Source organism: Bradyrhizobium sp. HKCCYLS3070, from assembly GCF_051167575.1.
Taxonomy (GTDB): domain Bacteria; phylum Pseudomonadota; class Alphaproteobacteria; order Rhizobiales; family Xanthobacteraceae; genus Bradyrhizobium.
In genome coordinates this window covers 1,323,402-1,343,385 of sequence record NZ_JBNPTI010000001.1, presented here as the reverse complement: position 1 = coordinate 1,343,385, position 19,984 = coordinate 1,323,402, and the positions used below count along the sequence as shown (strand labels likewise).

The 19,984-nt window shown below is 66.3% G+C and carries 17 protein-coding genes; 8 read left to right on the top strand and 9 right to left on the bottom strand.

Going from position 1 to position 19,984, the window contains the following annotated elements:
* Positions 1-54 precede the first annotated feature (54 nt).
* The 4 genes from ACQR03_RS06190 (at position 55) to ACQR03_RS06175 (ending at position 4,648) form a co-directional block, all read left to right on the top strand.
* Complete coding sequence (locus ACQR03_RS06190) at positions 55-1,287, top strand: ABC transporter substrate-binding protein (protein WP_315711922.1); 1,233 nt, start codon at positions 55-57, stop codon at positions 1,285-1,287.
* A 75-nt stretch (positions 1,288-1,362) separates the two neighbouring features.
* A complete protein-coding gene (locus ACQR03_RS06185; RefSeq protein WP_315751552.1) occupies positions 1,363-2,238 on the top strand; it encodes a branched-chain amino acid ABC transporter permease in 876 nt (291 codons plus the stop codon).
* 2 nt (positions 2,239-2,240) lie between these two features.
* Positions 2,241-3,170 carry a branched-chain amino acid ABC transporter permease gene (locus ACQR03_RS06180; protein ID WP_315751553.1) on the top strand — a complete coding sequence of 310 codons (930 nt, stop codon included), beginning with the start codon at positions 2,241-2,243 and terminating at the stop codon, positions 3,168-3,170.
* An 8-nt stretch (positions 3,171-3,178) separates the two neighbouring features.
* On the top strand, positions 3,179-4,648 hold the full coding sequence (locus tag ACQR03_RS06175; protein WP_315751555.1) for an ATP-binding cassette domain-containing protein: 1,470 nt from the start codon (positions 3,179-3,181) through the stop codon (positions 4,646-4,648).
* 60 nt (positions 4,649-4,708) lie between these two features.
* On the opposite strand, the gene ACQR03_RS06170 is transcribed toward ACQR03_RS06175, so the two are convergent.
* On the bottom strand, positions 4,709-5,440 hold the full coding sequence (locus ACQR03_RS06170; RefSeq protein ID WP_315711927.1) for a hypothetical protein: 732 nt from the start codon (positions 5,438-5,440) through the stop codon (positions 4,709-4,711).
* Positions 5,441-6,008: 568 nt separating this feature from the next.
* Between ACQR03_RS06170 and ACQR03_RS06165 the strand changes: the two genes are divergently transcribed.
* The 3 genes from ACQR03_RS06165 (at position 6,009) to ACQR03_RS06155 (ending at position 10,684) form a co-directional block, all read left to right on the top strand.
* On the top strand, positions 6,009-7,037 hold the full coding sequence (locus ACQR03_RS06165) for a TRAP transporter substrate-binding protein (RefSeq protein WP_315827609.1): 1,029 nt from the start codon (positions 6,009-6,011) through the stop codon (positions 7,035-7,037).
* Positions 7,038-7,125: 88 nt separating this feature from the next.
* Positions 7,126-9,012, top strand: a complete 1,887-nt coding sequence (locus tag ACQR03_RS06160) for a TRAP transporter large permease (protein WP_315711929.1) — start codon at positions 7,126-7,128, stop codon at positions 9,010-9,012.
* Between the two features lie 28 nt (positions 9,013-9,040).
* Positions 9,041-10,684: an acyl-CoA synthetase gene (locus tag ACQR03_RS06155; RefSeq protein ID WP_316192550.1), complete on the top strand. Its 1,644-nt coding sequence runs from the start codon at positions 9,041-9,043 to the stop codon at positions 10,682-10,684.
* A 119-nt stretch (positions 10,685-10,803) separates the two neighbouring features.
* On the opposite strand, the gene ACQR03_RS06150 is transcribed toward ACQR03_RS06155, so the two are convergent.
* The 7 genes from ACQR03_RS06150 to ACQR03_RS06120 all read right to left on the bottom strand — a co-directional run bounded on the left by ACQR03_RS06150 (position 10,804) and on the right by ACQR03_RS06120 (position 18,326).
* A complete protein-coding gene (locus ACQR03_RS06150; protein ID WP_316192552.1) occupies positions 10,804-11,433 on the bottom strand; it encodes an antibiotic biosynthesis monooxygenase family protein in 630 nt (209 codons plus the stop codon).
* A gap of 180 nt (positions 11,434-11,613) precedes the next feature.
* Positions 11,614-12,411 (bottom strand): MBL fold metallo-hydrolase, encoded by a 798-nt coding sequence (locus ACQR03_RS06145; protein WP_316175404.1) that lies wholly within the window; start codon positions 12,409-12,411, stop codon positions 11,614-11,616.
* On the bottom strand, positions 12,408-13,199 hold the full coding sequence (locus ACQR03_RS06140) for a TatD family hydrolase (protein ID WP_316192553.1): 792 nt from the start codon (positions 13,197-13,199) through the stop codon (positions 12,408-12,410). Before ACQR03_RS06140 ends, ACQR03_RS06145 begins: the two co-directional genes overlap by 4 nt.
* Positions 13,199-15,274: a methionine--tRNA ligase gene (gene metG, locus ACQR03_RS06135; protein WP_316192554.1), complete on the bottom strand. Its 2,076-nt coding sequence runs from the start codon at positions 15,272-15,274 to the stop codon at positions 13,199-13,201. The genes ACQR03_RS06140 and metG overlap by 1 nt, the downstream gene beginning before the upstream one ends.
* A gap of 70 nt (positions 15,275-15,344) precedes the next feature.
* Positions 15,345-16,385, bottom strand: coding sequence for a DNA polymerase III subunit delta' (locus ACQR03_RS06130; RefSeq protein WP_316192556.1), 1,041 nt, complete (start codon positions 16,383-16,385; stop codon positions 15,345-15,347).
* Positions 16,382-17,062, bottom strand: a complete 681-nt coding sequence (gene tmk, locus ACQR03_RS06125; RefSeq protein WP_315751564.1) for a dTMP kinase — start codon at positions 17,060-17,062, stop codon at positions 16,382-16,384. Before tmk ends, ACQR03_RS06130 begins: the two co-directional genes overlap by 4 nt.
* Before the next feature lie 4 nt (positions 17,063-17,066).
* On the bottom strand, positions 17,067-18,326 hold the full coding sequence (locus tag ACQR03_RS06120) for a D-alanyl-D-alanine carboxypeptidase family protein (RefSeq protein ID WP_316192558.1): 1,260 nt from the start codon (positions 18,324-18,326) through the stop codon (positions 17,067-17,069).
* 179 nt (positions 18,327-18,505) lie between these two features.
* On the opposite strand from ACQR03_RS06120, the gene ACQR03_RS06115 reads away from it, so the two are divergent.
* Positions 18,506-19,459 (top strand): alpha/beta fold hydrolase, encoded by a 954-nt coding sequence (locus ACQR03_RS06115; protein WP_315751566.1) that lies wholly within the window; start codon positions 18,506-18,508, stop codon positions 19,457-19,459.
* Here ACQR03_RS06115 and ACQR03_RS06110 read toward each other — a convergent pair.
* Positions 19,456-19,932, bottom strand: a complete 477-nt coding sequence (locus ACQR03_RS06110) for a GNAT family N-acetyltransferase (RefSeq protein ID WP_315711946.1) — start codon at positions 19,930-19,932, stop codon at positions 19,456-19,458. The genes ACQR03_RS06115 and ACQR03_RS06110 overlap by 4 nt on opposite strands.
* Between the last annotated feature and the right edge of the window lie 52 nt (positions 19,933-19,984).

Below are 19,984 nucleotides of genomic sequence, written 5' to 3'. Positions count from 1 at the left end.
TGGGAGACCAAAGTCGAGCCTGCCCGTCAGAGGCATAAGGATTCGGGAGGTTTCATGATTTCGCTCAAGTCCATCTTGCTTGCGAGCTGCGCAACTGCGCTCGTCTCCTCGGCCGCCTGGGCCGCAGACCCGATCAGGATCGGTGTCATCTCCGAGGCACAGGCCGTCGCCGGCTCGTCGATCGCACCCGCAGCGCAATTGGCCGCCGAGGAGATCAACGCCAAGGGCGGCATCGACGGGCGCAAGATCGAGATCGTCGTCTACGACAATCACTCCTCCTCGGCGGAATCGGTGCGCGCCTTCCAGCGCGCCGTCAGCGAGGACAAGGTCAACGCGGTCATCGCGAGCTACATCTCCGAGGTCGTGCTGGCGCTGGAGCCGTGGGCAGGGCGCCTCAAGACGCTGATGATCACGCCCGGTGCCGCGTCCGACGTCATCACCCAGAACATCGCCAAGAACTACGACCAGCTCAAATACACCTTCCACGGCTATCTGACCTCGACCTCGTTGGCCGGCCTCGTCTGCGACGCGGCCAAGGACCTGCTGGTCGAGCCCTACAAGATGAAGACCGCGGTGATCATGAGCGAGGACGCGGCGTGGACGACGCCGCTCGACGCCGGCTACGAGAAATGCCTGCCGGAGATCGGGCTCAAGGTCGTCGACCATATCCGCATGTCGCCTGACACCACCGACTTCACGCCGATCTTCAACAAGATCGAGGGCCTGAAGCCGGACGTCATGATCACCGGCATCTCGCATGTCGGCACCCAGCCGACCGTGCAGTGGAAGAGCCAGCAGGTGCCGATCCCGATGTTCGGCATTTCCTCGCAGGCGACCAACTCGACCTTCTGGAAAGACACCAACGGCGCCGTCGAGGGCGTCATGTACAATGCCGTGTCGGGACCGGGCGTCGCGGTGACGCCGAAGACGCTGCCGTTCGTGGAGGCCTATCAGAAGAAGTTCGGAAACTTCCCGTCCTATGCCGGCTACACCTCCTATGACGACGTCTACATGATCGCGGATGCGATCCATCGGGCCGGCGGCACCGATCCCGACAAGATGGTCGAGGCGATGGAAGCGACCGACTATGTCGGGACGATCGGCCGCATCGCCTTCAAGCCGAAGGGCGACCCGAACCCGCACGCGCTGCGGACCGGAAAGGGCTACATCACCGGGCTGATGCTGCAATGGCAGAACGGCAAGCAGGTCAACGTCTGGCCCAAGGAGCTCGCCGCCGGCACCGCCACCTGGCCGTCCTTCATCAAGCTCAAGGCGGCCAGCAACTGACGCATCGCGGGCCGCTCCTTCAAGGAGCGGCCCATTTTCTTGGTGCCTCAGTCTGACGTTGCAGGTCGATTTTCAATGCTTTTCTGGCAGATCTTGATCGATGGCTTTGCCATCAGCGCGCTGTATGCCCTCGGCGCGACCGGCTTCACACTGATCTTCGGTGTCTCGGGCGTGCTCAACCTTTCCCACGGCGCCATCATGGTCGGCGCCGCGGTTGCAGCCTGGGCTGCCGCCAGCGAATTCGGTGTCGGGCCCTACACCGGCGCGCTGATCGGAGTCCTCGCCGGCTTCATTTTGGCCTTCGCCACCTACTTCATCGCCGTCAGGCCGATCCAGCGCTCCAAGGTGATTGCTGAATCGGAGAAGGAGATCTTCATCCTGACCGCGACGCTGCTGTGGGGCATCATCATCCAGGAGGCGATCGCATATTTCTTCACCAACAATGCCAAGACCGTGCTGCCGATCGTCGAGGGCGTCACCACGGTGTTCGGCGTGCGCACACCACGCAACGAATACTTCACCGCCGTGATCTGCTGGGTGGCCATCGGGCTGTTGTGGTTCCTGGTCAACCGCACCAGGCGCGGCAAGGCTGTCATGGCGGCGTCGATGAATCCGCGCGGCGTCACCTTGCTGGGCATCGAACTATCGTCGATCTACCTCACCGTCTGGGCCATCTACGGCCTGCTGGCGGGGGTGGCCGGCATCCTGCTCGGCATGTTCTTGGGGGTCAGCTCCTACAGCGTCGGGCCGCTGACGGCGAGCGCGTTCTCGATCGTGGTGCTCGGCGGCCTCGGCAGCGTGTCGGGCTCCCTGATCGCGGCCTATGTGGTGGGCTATCTCGAGACCGGAACGGCCTATCTGATCTCGCCGGCCTACCGGACGATCCCGGCGCTGCTGCTGCTCGTCGTCGTCATGTATCTGCGCCCGCAAGGGCTGTTCGGACGGAGGTGAGCATGCCTGCATTCGTTACGTCGCGGCTGTTCTGGATCGCGCTCCTGACCGTGATCGTGGCTCTGGTCCTGCCGGCCTACGTCTCGGGCTACGTCCTCGGGCTGCTGACGGTCGCGTACTACACGGCCGTGTTCGCGATGTCCTGGGACCTGCTGTTCGGCTTCGCCGGCGAGGTCAATTTCGGACCGACCTTCCTGATCGGCGTCGGCGCCTATACGGCCGGCATTCTCGATGCGCACTTCTCGCCGGGCCTGTCGATCTGGCTGTGCATCGCCGCCGGCGCCCTGGCGGCGGTCGTCGGCGGCGTCGTGCTGGCGCTGCCGGCGCTGCGCGTCAGCGGGCCGTATTTTGGCCTGACGACGCTGGTCGCCGTGCTGATGCTGCAGAACTTCATCGTCGTCGCCGCGGGGCTGACCGGCGGCGAGATCGGCCTCGCCGTGCCGGACGTGATCTCGATCGACGCCAAAACCAACTACTGGATCGCGCTCGGCTTCATGCTGGTGAGCGGTGCGATCCTGTTCGGCTTGTCGCGCAGCGCCATCGGGCTGATCCTGCAGGCGAGCGGGCAGGACAAGATCCAGGCCGGCGCGCTCGGCTTCAATGTCACCAAGCACAAGCTCGCCGCCTTCGTCGTCAGCGCGTTCTTCTCCGGGCTCGCCGGCGCACTGATGGTGTTCTACATGGGCACGGCCTCGGTCTCGACCTTTGTCGATGTCGGCGTCGGCGTGCAGATCATCATCGCCGCGGTGCTCGGCGGCCGCCGCACCGTCATCGGCGCCGCGATCGGCGCGATCTTCCTGATCGGCATGGGCGAGCTGCTGCGGCCGCTCGGCGAGCTCGCCACCCTGATCGTCTCGGTGATCGCGCTCGTGGTCATCCTGTTCTTCCCCGACGGCTTCCTCGGCATGATCAGGGGAGGGGCCAAAGCATGAAACAAGGCATGAGCAGCGCTCCGATGCTGGAAGTCAGCGGCCTCACCAAGCGCTTCGGGGGCCTCGTCGCCGTCAAGAATTTGAGCTTCTCGATCCGCCGGGGTGAGATCCTCGGCCTGATTGGGCCGAACGGCTCGGGCAAGTCGACCGCGATGAAGAGCGTCATGGGCGTCGAGCGGCCGACCGCGGGCTCGGTCAGGCTCGACGGCATCGAGCTCGCCGGCCTGCCGTCGCACCGCATCGCGCGCATGGGCGTCGGGCTGGTGTTCCAGCATTCGCGGCCGCTGGCGCGCCAGACCGTGCTGGAGAACATCAAGGTCGCGCTGCTGCCGGACAAGTTGACGCGGCTGTTCGCCGACAAGGACGTCGATGCCAGGGCGCGCGCTATCGCCGAGCGCGTCGGCCTCGGCGGCGTCATCGACCGGCGGCCGCCGACGCTGGCGTTTGCCGATCTGCGCCGGCTCGAGCTCGCCAAGGCTGTCGCGCGCAGCCCGAAGCTGGTGCTGGTCGACGAACCCTTCGCCGGCCTCACGGCGTCCGAGGTCGCCGACTTCTCCGAGCTCATCCGCGAATTCCGCGACGACGGCCACGCGGTGCTGCTGGTCGACCACAACGTCAAGAGCGTGTCGGCACTGGTCGACCGCGTGCTGGCGATGTATCTCGGCGAGAAGATCGCCGAGGGCAGGGCGACCGAGGTGATGCAGGACGAGACCGTCCGCCGGGTCTATCTCGGCGGCGCGCTGGTCTCGACCGCGCGGCCGGAGGCGAGCTTCAAGGACGTCACGCCGGCGCTGCAGGTCGACAAGGTCGGCGTGCTCTACGGCAAGGCGCAGGCGCTGCAGGACGTCTCGCTGCACGTCCATGAGGGCGAGTTCGTCTCGGTCGTCGGCCTCAACGGCGCCGGCAAGACGACGCTGTTCAACGCGATCTCGGGCCTGGTGCCGTATTCGGGCGACGTGAAGTGGGCAGGGCGCAGCCTTGCCGGCGGCACGGCGGCGCAGATCGCCCGCTCAGGCATCGTGCAATGTCCGGAAACGCGCGAATTGTTCGGCGACATGAGCGTGCGCGAAAATCTCGAGCTCGGCGGCAATGCGCTGTCCGACGCCGAGCGTGCCGAGCGGCTCGAATGGCTGTTCGGTCTGTTTCCGATCCTCAAGTCGCGGCAGCCGCAGCTGGCGCGCACGCTGTCCGGCGGCGAGCAGCAGATGCTGGCGATCGCGCGCGCACTGATGATGAAGCCGAAGCTCCTGATCCTCGACGAGCCGACGCTCGGACTTGCGCCGGTGATCCTAGAGACGTTGTCGAAGGCGCTCGATCGACTGCGCGAGACCACCAAGATCACGGTGCTGCTCGGCGAACAGAACGTCACCTTCGCGCTCCCGCACGCCGACCGCGTCTACGTGCTGGATCATGCCAAGATCGTCTGGGAAGGCCCGCCGGATCGGTTCGAGGCCGAAGCCGCGGCGAACTATCTGTGAGGGACGGGGGCAGGGAGCAGGGGTGTCCCTGCGCCCTGCCCGGATCTCATGAGTTCGGAGCTACGGGAAACGAGGCGGGCGCGCCTGTGGCGGCCGGGGCGCGAGGCGCGCCGCGGCGCCGACGGTCGTCGGCTCGGTCTTCGCTGCGCGGAACGCGCGTGCGAGCTGGTCCTGGCTGGCCTGCAGCTGTTCGATCGCCCTGGCGTGATCGCGGTTGGCCTGCTCCTGGCTGGACTTGAACTCCTGAAACCCGCTCTGCAGTTCGGCCACGTCATGCGCGATCTTGTCGATCAGCGGCGCGACGTCCCGGTCGGGAGCAGAGGGCACGTCATGCTCCGGCGTAGCCTCCGCCATCGCGGAGGATGGATCGCTGGCGCGCGTTGAGGTCGATGCCGATGACGTCTCCGGTGTTGGTGAAACGGATGGTGATGGTGAGGCAGGGCCCGTCTCGGCCGCACTCGATCCGTTCGCCGCCGTCTCCAGCGCCACCGGCGGATTCGCCGCCTGAGCATTCTCACGCCGGATGGATTGAACCGCCGCTTCGATCCGGTCGGTGACGGAGGTGATGGTCTCGGTATGGTCCCGCGCCAGGGTGATGGCAGCGCCGATGAGCCCGGCCGAGGCCATCAGCGTGATCATGGCCCGCAATACGGGCCGGCGCCGGGCCGGAGGAGGCGTTTCCACGTGCTCGCTGCCTGCAGCGGGTTCGATAGCCTCGACCGCATCAGCGGCGGCCTGGGCCTCGATGTCGGCGATCCGCTGATCGATACGTGCGCGCACCTCGGCCAGCACCCGCTGATAGATCTCCTCGCAGACAGCGTCGTCAGGCGGCAGCGCGACATCACCCGGATCAACTTCCTTCGACGTCGACTGAACTGGCATGTCTTCGGATCCCATTCACGATACGCCCGTGCCCAATCCTGAAGGATGCGGTTTTGACCTCTGGGCTTTGACCAAACGAAGACTGCGGGGTGACGAGGCGGGGGCGATTTCGCACAGGCGCCGACGTGCGCTGGGCGGGCCGATGTGCGGCTTCCACCGTCAGGCAGTCGTCCATAGCCAATTCGCATAAGGTATATTATGGAATATTTATATGCGTAGCGAGTTCAACGACTTGGCGCCAAATCCTCGAATTTGCGGCAGCCGCGGGCCCTTCAGAACCCCCGGCCAGCCCGAGCTGACGGGCGTTCGCCATAGCCGAGACTCGCGCTGCGCATGACCTGCTGCGAACGCCGATATTGCTGCTGCGGCTCATCGCTGCAATAAGCGCAGACGACGTCGCTGATGTCGCTGGATTCGTCCGGCGATGCTTGCGGCGGCGCGATGCAACAAGAAGAAGCTTCTCCAGGGAGAAACGAGCATGAGCCTGTCACGACGCGCGCTGTTGAAGGCCTCCGCGGCGACAGCCGTACTGGGTGGAATTGGCACCGTCGCAGCGCCGCATGTGGCGCGCGCGCAGAGCGCCGAGTTCACCTACAAATACGCCAACAACCTGCCCGACTCCCATCCGCTCAACGTCCGCGCCAAGGAGATGGCGGCGGCGATCAAGGCCGAGACCGCCGGCAAGTTCGACCTGCAGATCTTCCCGAACAACCAGCTCGGTTCCGACACGGACATGCTGAGCCAGATCCGCTCCGGCGGCGTCGAGTTCTTCACGCTGTCCGGCCTGATCCTGGCGACCCTGGTGCCGGCCGCGTCGATCAACGGCATCGGCTTCGCGTTCCCGGACTACGACACGGTCTGGAAGGCCATGGACGGCGATCTCGGCGCCTACGTGCGCGGCCAGATCAACAAGGCCGGCCTCGTGGTCATGGACAAGATCTGGGACAACGGCTTCCGTCAGACGACGTCGTCGACCAAGCCGATCAATGGGCCCGACGACCTCAAGGGCTTCAAGATCCGCGTGCCAGTGTCGCCGCTGTGGACCTCGATGTTCAAGGCGTTCGAGGCCGCGCCCGCCTCGATCAATTTCAGCGAGGTCTATTCGGCGCTGCAGACCAAGGTGGTCGAGGGCCAGGAAAACCCGCTGGCGATCATCTCGACCGCCAAGCTCTACGAGGTACAGAAATACTGCTCGCTGACCAACCACATGTGGGACGGCTTCTGGTTCCTGGCGAACCGCCGCGCCTGGGAGGCCGTGCCGGCCGACATGCGCGCGATCGTCGCCAAGCACATCAACGCGGCCGCCGTGAAGGAGCGTGAGGACGTCGCCAAGCTCAATGCCGGCCTGCAAGCAGAGCTCGCGTCGAAGGGCCTGACCTTCAATCAGCCCAACGTCGCGCCGTTCCGCGACAAGCTGCGTACCGCCGGCTTCTATGCCGAGTGGAAGGGCAAATATGGCGACGAGGCCTGGGCGCTGCTGGAAAAGGCCGTCGGCAAGCTGTCGTAACCTAGAGCGTGATCCGGAAAAGTGGGACCGGCTTTCCGAAACGATCATGCTCAAAACAAGAATGACGTAGACGCGTTCGGGTGACGTCATGGCGCATGCCGAGTTCACGGAAATTGCGATCAGCGAGGTGGTCATCGAGATCCCTCGCCGCCGGTCCTGGCTCGATGGCTTGGATGCCTTGCTGGGTCTCCTGGTCGAGATCCCAGCCGCGCTGCTGGTCGTGGCCGAGATCGTCATCCTGTTCGCGGGCGTCGTGGCGCGCTACGTCCTGCACCGGCCGCTGATCTGGTCGGACGAGCTGGCCTCGATCCTGTTCCTGTGGCTCGCTATGCTCGGCGCTGCGGTTGCGTTCCGCCGCGGCGAGCACATGCGGATGACGGCAATGGTGGCGCGCGCCAGCCCCGGCTTGCGCGCCTATCTCGATCTGGTCGCGACGAGCGCGGCGCTGGCGTTCCTTGTCATGATCGCCTGGCCGTCCTGGGAGTACGCCTACGAGGAAAGCTTCATCACGACGCCGGCGCTGCAGATCGAAAACATCTGGCGCGCCGCCGCGCTGCCGGTCGGCATCGGACTGATGGCGCTGTTCGCCCTCGTCCGTCTCGCCCGCACGGCCAGCGTCAGGATGATGCTGCTGGCTGTCGTCTCTATCGCAGCGATCATCGCGCTGTTCTGGGTGGCGCAGCCGCTGCTGAAGCCGCTCGGCAACATCAACCTCGTGATCTTCTTCGTCGGCGTGGTCGGCTTGTGCGTCTTCGCCGGCGTGCCGATCGCGTTCGCCTTCGGGCTCGCGATCTTCGGCTATCTGGCGCTGACGACGCGTACGCCGCTGATGGTGCTGGTCGGGCGCATGGACGAGGGCATGAGCCATCTCATCCTGCTGTCGGTGCCGCTGTTCGTCTTTCTCGGCCTGCTGATCGAAATGACCGGCATGGCCCGCGCCATGGTCGCGTTCCTGGCGAGCCTCTTGGGTCACGTCCGCGGCGGGCTACATTACGTGCTGGTCGGCGCGATGTATCTCGTCTCGGGCATTTCCGGCGCCAAGGCGGCCGACATGGCGGCGGTCGCGCCGGTGCTGTTTCCGGAGATGAAGGCGCGCGGCGCCAAGCCCGGCGATCTCGTCGCCCTGCTCGCCGCCACCGGCGCACAGACCGAGACAATCCCGCCGAGCCTGGTGCTGATCACGATCGGCTCCGTCACCGGCGTCTCGATCGCGGCGCTGTTCACCGGCGGCCTGCTGCCGGGCGTGGTGCTGGCGATCACGCTGTGCGCGCTGGTGTGGTGGCGTTACCGCAACGAGGACATGAGCGGTGTCCGCCGCGCGACCGGAGCCGAGATCGGCAAGGCCTTCATCGTCTCGCTCCCTGCCCTGGCCCTGCCCTTCGTGATCCGCGCTGCCGTCGTCGAGGGCGTCGCGACGGCGACGGAGGTCTCGACCATCGGCATCGTCTATGGCGTGCTGGCGGGCCTGCTGGTCTATCGCCGCTTCGACTGGCGCCGGCTGATGCCGATGCTGATCGAAACGGCGGCGCTGTCCGGCGCCATCCTGCTGATCATCGGGACGGCGACCGGCATGGCCTGGGGCCTGACGCAGTCCGGCTTCTCACGCGCGCTGGCGGCGGCGATGACCGGGCTGCCGGGCGGCCCGGCGACGTTCATCGCGGTCTCGATCGTCGCCTTCACGATCCTGGGCAGCGTGCTCGAGGGCATCCCGGCGATCGTGCTGTTCGGGCCGCTGCTGTTTCCGATCGCGCGTGCCGTCGGCGTGCACGAGGTGCATTATGCCATGGTGATCATCCTGGCGATGGGAATTGGTCTGTTCGCACCGCCGTTCGGGGTCGGATATTACGCCGCCTGCGCGATCGGCCGGGTCGATCCCGCGGAGGGCATCCGCCCGATCTGGGGCTACCTGCTGGCGCTTCTCATCGGCCTCGTCATCGTTGCGATTTTTCCGTGGATTTCGATCGGGTTCCTGTAAACTCTTCAGATGACGAGGGAGGGTGGTGATGAGCACGAACCAGTATCAGCTCGGTCTGGACAAGACGCCGGCCAACTACGTGCCGCTGACCCCGCTCAGCTTCCTGGCGCGCAGCGCGGCCGTCTATCCCGACCACGTCAGCACGGTCTATGAAGGCCGCAGCTTCACCTGGCGCCAGACCTATGACCGCTGCCGGCGCTTCGCGTCGTACCTCGCGGGCCGCGGCATCGGCGTCGGCGACACCGTGGCGGCGATGCTACCGAACATCCCCGCGATGAACGAGGCGCATTTTGCCGTGCCGATGGCCGGCGCCGTGCTCAACACGCTCAACATCCGCCTCGATGCGTCCTCGATCGCGTTTCAGCTCGACCACGGCCAGGCCAAGATCATCCTGGTCGATCCGGAATTCTCCGGCGTGATCAGCGAGGCGCTCAAGCTGATGAGCGGCCCCAAGCCGTTCGTGATCGATGTCGACGATGCCTCCTATGCCGGCGGCAGCCGCATCGGCGAGATCGAGTACGAAGCAGCCGTCGCCTCGGGCGATCCCAGCTTCGAGCCGCGCCGTCCCACCGACGAATGGGACGCGATCGCGATGAGCTATACGTCTGGCACGACGGGCAATCCCAAGGGCGTCGTCACCCATCACCGCGGCGCGTACCTCAACGCCGTCAGCAACATCCTCGCCGGCGGGCTCGGCCAGCATCCGGTCTATCTCTGGACCCTGCCGATGTTCCACTGCAACGGCTGGTGCTTCCCCTGGACCATGGCCGCTGCGGCCGGCGTCAATGTCTGCCTGCGCAAGGTCGAGCCGACCAGGATCTTCGAGCTGATCAAGACCCACGGCGTGACGCATATGTGCGGCGCGCCGATCGTCTACAACGTCCTGATCAACGCGCCCGACGCGCCCAAGGGCAAGCGCGACAAGCCGGTGGTGGGGCTGATCGCGGGCGCCGCGCCGCCGGTCGCCGTGCTCGAAGGTGCCGAGAGCATCGGCATCAAGCTGACCCATGTCTACGGCCTGACCGAGGTCTACGGCCCCGCCTCGGTCTGCGCCGAGCAGCCCGGCTGGGACGACCTGCCGGCGCCTGAGCGCGCGCGGCTGAAGCGGCGCCAGGGCGTGCCCTATCCGCTGCAGGAAGCCGTCACCGTGCTCAATCCGGAGACGATGCAGGAGGTGCCGCGCGACGGCGAGACCATCGGCGAGGTGATGTTCCGCGGCAACATCGTCATGAAGGGCTATCTCAAGAACGAGAAGGCGACGCAGGAAGCGTTTGCCGGTGGTTGGTTCCACACCGGCGACCTCGGTGTGCTCGACCAACAAGGCTACGTCATCATCAAGGACCGCTCCAAGGACATCATCATCTCCGGCGGCGAGAACATCTCCTCGGTCGAGGTCGAGGACATCCTCTACAAGCACCCCGCCGTGATGTTCGCGGCCGTCGTCGCCAAGCCCGATCCAAAATGGGGCGAAGTCCCCTGTGCCTTCGTCGAGCTGAAGGACGGCGCGCAGGCGACCGAGGCCGAGATCATCGCCTATTGCCGCAGCCACATGTCCGGATTCAAGACGCCGAAGGTGGTAGTGTTCGGCCCGATCCCGAAGACGTCGACGGGCAAGATCCAGAAATTCCTGCTGCGCAACGAGGTGAACTCGGCCAAGGCGATCTCGGCGTAGGTGCCCATGAGTAGGGCGGGTTAGCGCCTCGGCGCGTAACCCGCCGTCCTTGACGCCAGAATGGCGGATTGCGCTCCGCTAATCCGCGCTACGCACTGCGCTCGCAATGACGAAAATGATCAAGAGCCCCTGCTCTTCTCCGAATAATATTGCGGCGCCTCGCGTCGGTCGTACATGCCGTAGTCGCGGGTGACTTCGACGACGCGGATGTTGTCGGCGCCGGGTTCGGTGAGCAGGCGCGTGCTCATGGCAATGCCCCTAGCTTCGTCCGGCAGTTCGATGAGATGCGCGAAGCGTTCTTCCCGGTAGACGCTGGAGAAGCTCGCGACCGGCAGGTCCTTCACGCCGCTCAATTGCGGGGCCGCCGTCTCGACGGCCAGCACATAGGTCGGCGCACGCCGCTTCGGATCGTTGTAGGTGCCACGCCGCTCCGGCTGCCACGCCGCCTGCCCCGGCCTCACCTCGTGGACCAACTCCGCGACGCGCAGGCGGTAGTCGGAGAACACCTTGTCGCGGCCGAGGGTCTGGATGTCGTGATGATGGGCATGGACGCGCCAGGCGGTCATGGCGCCCTCGTCCTGCCAGATCTGGTAGGACAGGATCAGATTGTCGCGCGACAGGCTCCGGAAGCGGTCGAGGAACAGGCAGCCGCCGAGCGCATCGAGCTCGGGCCGCAGCGCCGCGGCGAGTTGCAGATACTGGTCGAGGCGGCCCGGCTTGACCTCAACCTCGAAGAACAGCGACAGCATGGCAGCGTCTCCGTGTTTTTGGACGTCGGCTGAACTTCAAACGCGGTGGCCATCGCAGCCGGCCGCGCATGAAGGTCATTGCGAGCGAAGCGAGGCAATCCAGAAGCATTCCGACGACTCTGGATTGCTTCGTCGCCTTCGGCTTTTCTCAATGACGGCCTTGGCCGACGGACGATCGCCCTACCCGACCTCCAGCCGCATCCCGTCATAGGCCGGCACCACGCCCGCCGGCAGGCTCTGGCGCAGCACCTCGTAGTCGAGATCGGCGGTCATGTTGGTGATGACGGCGCGCTTCGGCTTGAAGCGCTCGATCCAGGCCAGAGCGTCGTTGACCGAGAAATGGCTCGGATGCGAGGCAGGGCGCAGGCCGTCGACGATCCAGAGGTCGAGATCCTCCAGCGCGCCCCAGCTCTCCTCGGGGATGTCGTTGAGGTCCGGCGTGTAGGCGGCATCGCCGATGCGATAGCCGAGCGCGGGGATGTTGCCGTGCTGGACCAGGAACGCCGTCAGCTTCAGCTCGCCGCCCTTGCCTTCCACCGCCTGGGTCTCGCCCGCCTCGATCGCGTGCTGGGTCAGGATCGGCGGATAGTCGCTTCCCGGTGGCGAGATGAAGCAATAGGAGAACCGGTGCATGATGTCTTTCGCGGTCGACTGGTTCAGGTAGACAGGAATGCGCCGGCGCTGATGCATCACCACCGAGCGCAGATCGTCGATACCATGGGTCTGGTCGGCGTGCTCGTGCGTGAGAAACACCGCGTCGATGTGATCGACGTTGGTGTCGATCAACTGCTCGCGCAGATCCGGCGACGTGTCGATCACGACCCGCGTGACGCCATGGGCTCCGCAGCGCTCAGCCAGAAGCGAGCAGCGCCTGCGGCGGTTCTTCGGGTTGCTGGGATCGCAGGCGCCCCACCCCAGCGCCGGGCGCGGCACGCCGGCCGATGAGCCGCAGCCGAGGATGGTGAGCGTCGTCGTCATGCAGGCACCTCGGGCCGCGGCACCTTGGAGAACAGCTTGAAGAAGGTCTCGGTGGTCTGGCGCGAGAATTCCTCGAACGAGACGCCGCGGGTTTCCGCCAGCACCTTCGCCGTCTCGACGACGTAGGCCGGCTCGTTGCGCTTGCCGCGGAACTTGCCGGGCGCGAGATACGGCGCGTCGGTCTCGACCATGATGCGGTCGGCCGGCACCTCGGCGGCCAGCGCGCGAAGTGCGTCCGACTTCTTGAACGTCACGATGCCCGTGAACGAGATGTGCAGTCCGAGGTCGATCGCCTTCATCGCCAGCTCACGCCCGCCGGTGTAGCAATGCAGCACGGCCTGGAAAGGTCCGCGCGCCATCTCCTCCTCGAGGATGCGGCTGCACTGCTCGTCCGCTTCGCGGGTGTGGATCACCAGCGGCAGGCCGGTTTCGCGGGCGGCTGCGATATGCGCGCGGAACCCGCGCTCCTGGGCGTCCTTCGAGCCGTGATCATAGAAGTTGTCGAGTCCGGCCTCGCCGAGCGCAACCACCTTGGGGTGATCGGTCAGCGCGATCAGCTCCTCGGCCGGAATGCCGTCCTCCTCATCCGCATTGTGCGGATGGGTGCCGACCGAGCAGAACACGTTCTCGAACCGCTCGGCGATGGCGAGCAGCTCGGGCAAGCGCCGCACCCGCGTCGAGATCGTCACCATGCGGCCGACGCCGGCGGCGGCGGCACGCGTGACGATGCCATCCAGATCCTCGGCGAAATCCGGAAAATCCAGATGGCAATGGCTGTCGACCAGCATCACGCCGCCGTCGGCTCGATGTAGCGCGGGAACACCGCCTGCGGTGCCGGCAGCTGCGTGCCAGCCGCAATCCGGACGTCGCCGCCGAGTCGCGCAAAATTCCGTTCGTCCTCGGGAATGCCGAGGCTGTCGAGCAGCTTTGCCGACGCGGCCGGCATCACCGGCTGGGTCAGGATCGCGACCTGACGGATGACCTCGGCGGTGACATAGAGCACCGTATGCTGGCGCTGCGGATCGGTCTTCGCCAGCGCCCACGGCGCCTCGCCCGCGAAATAGCGGTTGGCCTCGGCCACGACCGACCAGACCGCATTGAGCCATTGGTGGATCTGCTGCGTCGCCATGGCTTTCCGCGCCGCGCCGATCATCGCATCGGCCTCCGCCAGGATCGCCTTGTCATTGGCCGAGAACTCGCCGGGCTCCGGCAGCACGCCGCCGAGCTGCTTTGCGATCATCGACAGCGAGCGCTGTGCGAGGTTGCCGAGGTCGTTGGCGAGATCGGCGTTGATGCGCGCGACGATCGCCTCGTGATTGTAGTTGCCGTCCTGGCCGAACGGCACTTCGCGCAGGAAGAAATAGCGCAGCTGGTCGACGCCATACTGGTCGGCAAGATTGAACGGATCGACGACGTTGCCGACCGATTTCGACATCTTCTCGCCCCTGTTGAACAGGAATCCGTGGGCATAGACCCGCTTCGGCACGGGCACGCCCGCCGACATCAGGAACGCCGGCCAGTACACCGCATGGAAGCGGATGATGTCCTTGCCGATGACGTGCACGTCGGCAGGCCAGTATTTCCAGTTCGCATCGCTCTCGTCGGGAAAGCCGACGCCGGTGATGTAGTTGGTCAGCGCGTCGACCCAGACATACATCACGTGCTCGTCGTCGTGAGGCACACGGACGCCCCAGTCGAAGGTGGTGCGCGAGATCGACAGGTCCTTCAAGCCGCCCCTGACGAAGCTGATGATCTCGTTGCGGCGCGCATCCGGCCCGATGAAATCGGGCTGGCTCTCATAGAGCGCGAGCAGCTTCTCCTGATAGGCCGACAGGCGGAAGAAATAGCTCTTCTCCTCGACCCACTCCACCGGCGTGCCCTGCGGTCCGCGGCGGACGTTGTCCTCGCCGACGACGGTCTCATCCTCGGCGTAATAGGCCTCGTCGCGTACCGAGTACCAGCCCGCATAGCTGTCGGCATAGATGTCGCCATTCTCGCGCATGCGGTTCCAGATCGCCTGGACGGAGCGATGGTGCGCGGGCTCGGTGGTGCGGATGAAGCGGTCGAACGAGACGTTCAGCCGCTCGTCCATCTCGCGGAACCGGCCGGCATTGCGGGTCGCGAGTTCGGACGGCGTCATGCCCTCGTTCTGCGCGGTCTGCACCATCTTCAGACCGTGCTCGTCGGTGCCGGTCAGGAAGTACACGTCCTTGCCGTCGAGCCGCGCAAAGCGCGCGATGGCGTCGGTCGCGATCGCCTCATAGGCGTGGCCGATATGCGGGTTGCCGTTGGGATAGGCGATCGCTGTCGTGACGTAGAAGGTGTTCTTGTCGACGGGAGCTGCGGCGACCTGCGCTACGATCTCGTCGATCTCGACGACCACGGCCTCGACCTTCGGCTTGCGGGGTGCCTTCGGCTTCGCGGCGCGTGGCGGCTTCGGCGCTTCAACGATGGCCGGCGCGACCTTCTTCGGTGCGGCCGGCTGTTTCGGAGCGGCGGGCTTCTTCGCTGCCGAAGGCTTGTTCGTTGCTGCCGCGGGCTTGGCGGCCGTCTTCTTGACCGGCGGCGTGGCGGGCTTTGCCACGGCCTTCTTGGCCGCAGACTTCGCAGCTTTCTTGACCGCTTTCTTGGCGGCGCTCTTCGAAGCTTTCTTGGCCGCGCTCGCCGCCGGGGCTTTGCTCTTGGCTTTCGCGGGCGCCGTCTTGGATTTGGCGGTCTTTTTCTTGGCGTCCTTGTCCTTCGCCGCCTTCGCCTTGGCGGCGCTGGCCTTGCCCTTCGCAGGCCCCTTGGCGGCAGCCTTCTTCGCGCCGCTCTTGCTCGCGGGCTTGCCCTTCTTCACGCTTGTCTTGCTGGCCTTCGCCACGGCAGATTCCTCTTTGACGACGTCGGTCGACGGATTGATCCTGATGATCCCGGGATGATGGTCGGTGCGGTTACCGCGTGGCTTCGGCGAGCATCCCGAACACCGAGAAAACCAGCGGTTTTCGCTCCAGATTATAGGATTCGGTGTCGCGCGCGGCGCGGACGATCTTTTCCCATACCTCCGCCAGCCGTGCAAGGCGCGGCAGTTCCGCGTTGGGATCTGCAGCCCGCAGCCGTTCCGCCACCCAGCGCTCGATGCTGTCGAGGAAGCTCGCCAGCGCGACGCGGTCGCTGGTGCCGAGCGCATCGCCCAGGGCATGCAGCTCGCCCGGGTCGATCCGGGGCAGGCTCGCGAGCAGCGCGGCGGTCCGGGACTGCAGCTGCAGCCCGTCGCCGCCCATCAGCATCAGGGTCCGCGCGACGCTGCCCTCGGAGGCCCAGGCGGCCTCGCGCAGCGCCGGATCGGCTCCGTCCATTCCGGTGGCCTCGGCCGCGGCGCTGACGACATCGTCGGTGGACAACGCCCGCAGCGCCAGCCGGCGGCAGCGCGACTTGATGGTGGCGAGCACCCGCGCCGGAGCGTGGCTGACCAGCAGGAACAGCGACTGCTGCGGCGGCTCCTCGAGGATCTTGAGCAGCGCATTGGCGGCGTTGGGATTGAGCTCGTCGACGGTGTCGACGATGCACACCCGCCAGCCCTCGACCGCCGCCGTCGAGCCGAAGAACGAGATCGTCTCGCGGGTCTCGTCCACGGTGATGACGGTGCGCAGCACGCCCTTGTCGTTGGCCGAGCGCTCCAAGGTGAGCAGCCCGCCATGAGCCTCGGAGGCGATCAGGCGCGCGACGTGGTCCTCGGCGTCGACGTACAACGAATCGGCAGCGCGCACCTCGGCGGTGGTGGGATCGCGGTGAGCCAGCACGAAGCGCGCCATGCGGTAGGCCAAGGTGGCCTTGCCGATGCCTTGTGGGCCGCCGATCAGCCAGGCATGCGCCATCCGTCCGCTGCGGTAGGCGGACAGCAGCGCCGCCTCGGCGTCGCGATGCCCGAACAAGGCGGTGGTTTCGCGTGGATGGCGGGCCGCGATCTCCGGCTCGACCTTGCGTGCGCTCATGACGCCGCCGCCACTTCCGTGAACAGGCGCTCGCGCACGGCGTCCCAAACGAGCTGCGAGACCGTTTCCGCGCTCGCCGTAGCGTCGATCAGCACGCAGCGCCGGGGATCCTCGGCGGCGATCTTGTGAAAGGCGTCGCGCAGCCCCTTGTGGAACTTGATGTCTTCGCCTTCGAACCGGTCCGGGGTTCCGGCGCCGCGCCGCGCCCCGGCACGCTGCAGACCGATCTCGACGGGAACATCGAGGATGAGGGTCAGATCCGGCTTGAGGTCGCCGATCGTCACCCGCTGCATCGCATTGAGCACGTCCGGCGCGACCTTGCCCTGGCTGCCCTGGTAGGCCCGGGTCGAATCGAAGAAGCGATCGCACAGCACCCAGCTGCCCTGGTTCAGCGCCGGCAGAATCACGTTGCGGACGTGGTCGTCCCGCGCGGCCGCGAACAGCAGTGTCTCAGCTTCCGGGCCCAGCAGCTTGCCCATGCCCGACAGCACGAGGTGGCGCATGATCTCCGCGCCGGGCGATCCCCCGGGCTCGCGGGTCAGGACAACGCGCACACCCTCTTTCTGCAGATGGTCCGCCAGCATCTTGATCTGCGTCGATTTTCCGGCGCCCTCGCCGCCCTCGAAGGTGACGAATCGGCCGCGGCCAGGACCACGTTTCAAAGCTGCATCCGCCATCTCTCTAGAGCTTCTCGGCCCCGGCGCGGAACATCCCGATCACGAGCTCGCTGACCCCATCGATCGCACGCCGCATCGTGGATCCCCTGCCCACCGCCTCCGCAGCATAGACAGGGGCCTCCATGGCGATATTGGGGCCGCGCCAGACCCTGACAACCCCGACCTTCTGCCCGGGCTCGATGGGAGCCCTGACCGGGCCGCTGTAGACGATGCGGGCGATCAGCTTGTCGCCGCCGTTCTTCTGAACCATGACCTTGACCGGCACCGGGCTCGACAGCTTGACCGAGCGGCTCTCGCCGCCGAACACCTTGGCATAGCCGATCGGCTGCTCCGCGGCGAACAGGGTGCGGGTCTCGAAATTGCGGAAGCCCCATTCCAGCATCTTCTTGGCCTCGGTGGCGCGGTCCTCGGAATCCTCCAGGCCATTGACGACCACGATCAGCCGCGTGCCGTTCTGCACGGCCGAGCCGACCATGCCGTAGCCGCCTTCCTTGGTGAAACCCGTCTTGAGGCCGTCGGCGCCTTCCATCGCGTTCAAGAGCGGGTTGCGGTTCTGCTGGCGGATCTTGTTCCAGGTGAACTCCTTATCGCCGAAGATCTTATAGAACTCCGGGAAATCCAGGATGATGTGCCGGGCGAGCATGGCGAGCTCGCGCACCGTCATCTTGTTGCCGGGATCGGGCAGCCCGTTGGAATTGGCGAAGGTCGATTTGGTGAGGCCGAGCTCGCGCGCCCGCTTGGTCATGTAGTCGGCGGCGAAGATCTTCTCGTTGCCGGCCATGCCCTCGGCAAGCGCGATGCAGGCGTCGTTGCCGCTCTGGATGATCGCGCCATGCAGGAGGTCGCTCACCGACACCTTGCTGTTGAGCGCGGCGAACATCGTCGAGGTGCCGGAGGGCGCCCCGCCCCGGCGCCAGGCATTCTCGCTGATGCGGTATTCGTCGTTGAGCTTGATCGTGCCCTCCTTGACGGCGTTGAACACCACCTCGGCGGTCATCAGCTTCATCATGCTGGAGGGCGCTCGCAGCTCGTCCGCGTTCTTCTCGAACAGCACGCTGCCGCTGTTGGCCTCGATCAGGATCGCGGTCGGCGCATCGCCGTCGAAGCCGCCATCCTCCTTGCGCGCGCCCTGGACGCTCTGGTTGGCGGCGTACAGCGCGCCGCTCCAGCCGACGGCAACCGCCACCGTCAAGGCGATGAGCGCACGCGTCGCCCGTCCGGACGTGAAACCGGAGCGGCGCAGCGGTAAGGTCATGAAATTCATCGGCTAAGCTCTGGAGCGCACTGGGATTCTAGCAGTTGCGGGGGACGCAAACAACTCGGCAATCCCGCGGATGCGTCCGCTGTCCCGTGGATTTGCACGGCCCGTCGCGCGGTGCGATAGGTCGAGCGTCGGCAATCAACACGGCCAACTCGAAAATCGAGCGATCGAGGGTGGAAACAGTGTCATCGACGCGGATCATCAAGGCCAACGGAATCGAGCTGTTCGTGCGCGAACAGGGCGAAGGCCCCCTCGTGGTGCTCTGCCACGGCTGGCCCGAACTGTCGTATTCGTGGCGGCACCAGATCCCGGCCCTCGCCGCCGCCGGCTATCGCGTCGTGGCGCCCGACATGCGCGGGTTCGGCCGCTCGCAGGCGCCTGAGGATATCGGCGCCTATACCATCTTCGACACGGTCGGCGACATGGTCGGACTGGTCGGGGCGCTCGGCGAGCGTCAGGCCGTCATCATCGGCCACGACTGGGGCGCGCCGGTGGCCTGGCATGCGGCGCTGTTCCGTCCGGACGTGTTCACGGCCGTCGCGGGCTTGAGCGTCCCTCCCCCGTTTCGCGGTCGCGCCCGGCCGCTCGACACGCTCAGTGCCGGCGGCATCGAGAACTTCTACTGGCAGTATTTTCAAACGCCCGGCGTGGCGGAGGCCGAGCTCGAGCGTGACGTGGCGCTGACGATGCGCACGATGCTGGCGCGCGGATTCTCCGATCCGCAGTCGCTGTTCGTCGCACCGGACAAAGGCTTTCTCGGCGACGTCGCCCCCGATCTGCCTTTGCCTGCGTGGCTGAGCGAGGACGATCTCGCCGAGTTCGTCGCGGCTTACGGCGCCTCCGGCTTCCGCGGTGGCCTGAACTGGTACCGCAACATCGATCGCAACTGGGAGCTCACCGCGCCGTGGCAGGACGCGCAGATCCGCCAGCCGTCGCTGTTCATCGCCGGCAGCGCGGACGCCGTCGTCACCGGGCTGATCGGCGCCAAGCGCGTCCAGGACATGGCGCGAGTTCTGCCGGATCTGCGGCGCAAGCTGATCATCGAGGGGGCCGGGCACTGGATCCAGCAGGAACGCTCTGCCGAGGTGAATGCGGCGCTGATCGCGTTCCTGCGCGAGGTGGCTCCTGCTCGCTAGCGCGCGAGCGGCAGCTCCATCATGCGATGCGACGCCATCGCCTCGTCCGCCACATCGCGGAACCCCAGCCGCACGTAGAACCGGATCGCGTCCTCATTCGTCGTCGCGACCGCGAGCGAGAGCACGTCGGCGCCCTGCTCCCGTGCCGCCGTTGCGACCGCCTGCATGATCTCGCGTCCGACACCGGCGTTGCGCGCGCCCGGCAGCAGCGCGAGATCGACCACGTGCCATCGCGACGCCGCGCGGTCGAGCAGCAGCCGCCCGACCGGCGCGGCATCGCGGAGAATGATCAGCGACTGCGCTGCCGGACATTGCGCCGCGTGGCCCGCGACCTGGGCGCGATATTGCTGCGCCAGCACGAGATCGAGCATCGCCGGCGGCAGACCGGCCGCGGCGAGCTGCGCACCTCTGACGGAGCCAAATAGGTCGCGCAGGAACGGCTCGTCGGCGGTCTCGGCGGGCCGCAGCCGCAAGCGAACATCCCGCGAGACGAGCTCGCTCCCGGTCGTCACTCCGAGCCTGCTC

Bases quoted from the DNA above. Each gene is read 5' to 3' on its own strand.
- ACQR03_RS06190 (WP_315711922.1), top strand. From the start codon at position 55: ATGATTTCGCTCAAGTCCATCTTGCTTGCGAGCTGCGCAACTGCGCTC.
- ACQR03_RS06185 (WP_315751552.1), top strand. From the start codon at position 1,363: ATGCTTTTCTGGCAGATCTTGATCGATGGCTTTGCCATCAGCGCGCTG.
- ACQR03_RS06180 (WP_315751553.1), top strand. From the start codon at position 2,241: ATGCCTGCATTCGTTACGTCGCGGCTGTTCTGGATCGCGCTCCTGACC.
- ACQR03_RS06175 (WP_315751555.1), top strand. From the start codon at position 3,179: ATGAGCAGCGCTCCGATGCTGGAAGTCAGCGGCCTCACCAAGCGCTTC.
- ACQR03_RS06165 (WP_315827609.1), top strand. From the start codon at position 6,009: ATGAGCCTGTCACGACGCGCGCTGTTGAAGGCCTCCGCGGCGACAGCC.
- ACQR03_RS06160 (WP_315711929.1), top strand. From the start codon at position 7,126: ATGGCGCATGCCGAGTTCACGGAAATTGCGATCAGCGAGGTGGTCATC.
- ACQR03_RS06155 (WP_316192550.1), top strand. From the start codon at position 9,041: ATGAGCACGAACCAGTATCAGCTCGGTCTGGACAAGACGCCGGCCAAC.
- ACQR03_RS06150 (WP_316192552.1), bottom strand. From the start codon at position 11,433: ATGCTGTCGCTGTTCTTCGAGGTTGAGGTCAAGCCGGGCCGCCTCGAC.
- ACQR03_RS06145 (WP_316175404.1), bottom strand. From the start codon at position 12,411: ATGACGACGACGCTCACCATCCTCGGCTGCGGCTCATCGGCCGGCGTG.
- ACQR03_RS06140 (WP_316192553.1), bottom strand. From the start codon at position 13,199: ATGCTGGTCGACAGCCATTGCCATCTGGATTTTCCGGATTTCGCCGAG.
- ACQR03_RS06130 (WP_316192556.1), bottom strand. From the start codon at position 16,385: ATGAGCGCACGCAAGGTCGAGCCGGAGATCGCGGCCCGCCATCCACGC.
- tmk (WP_315751564.1), bottom strand. From the start codon at position 17,062: ATGGCGGATGCAGCTTTGAAACGTGGTCCTGGCCGCGGCCGATTCGTC.
- ACQR03_RS06120 (WP_316192558.1), bottom strand. From the start codon at position 18,326: ATGAATTTCATGACCTTACCGCTGCGCCGCTCCGGTTTCACGTCCGGA.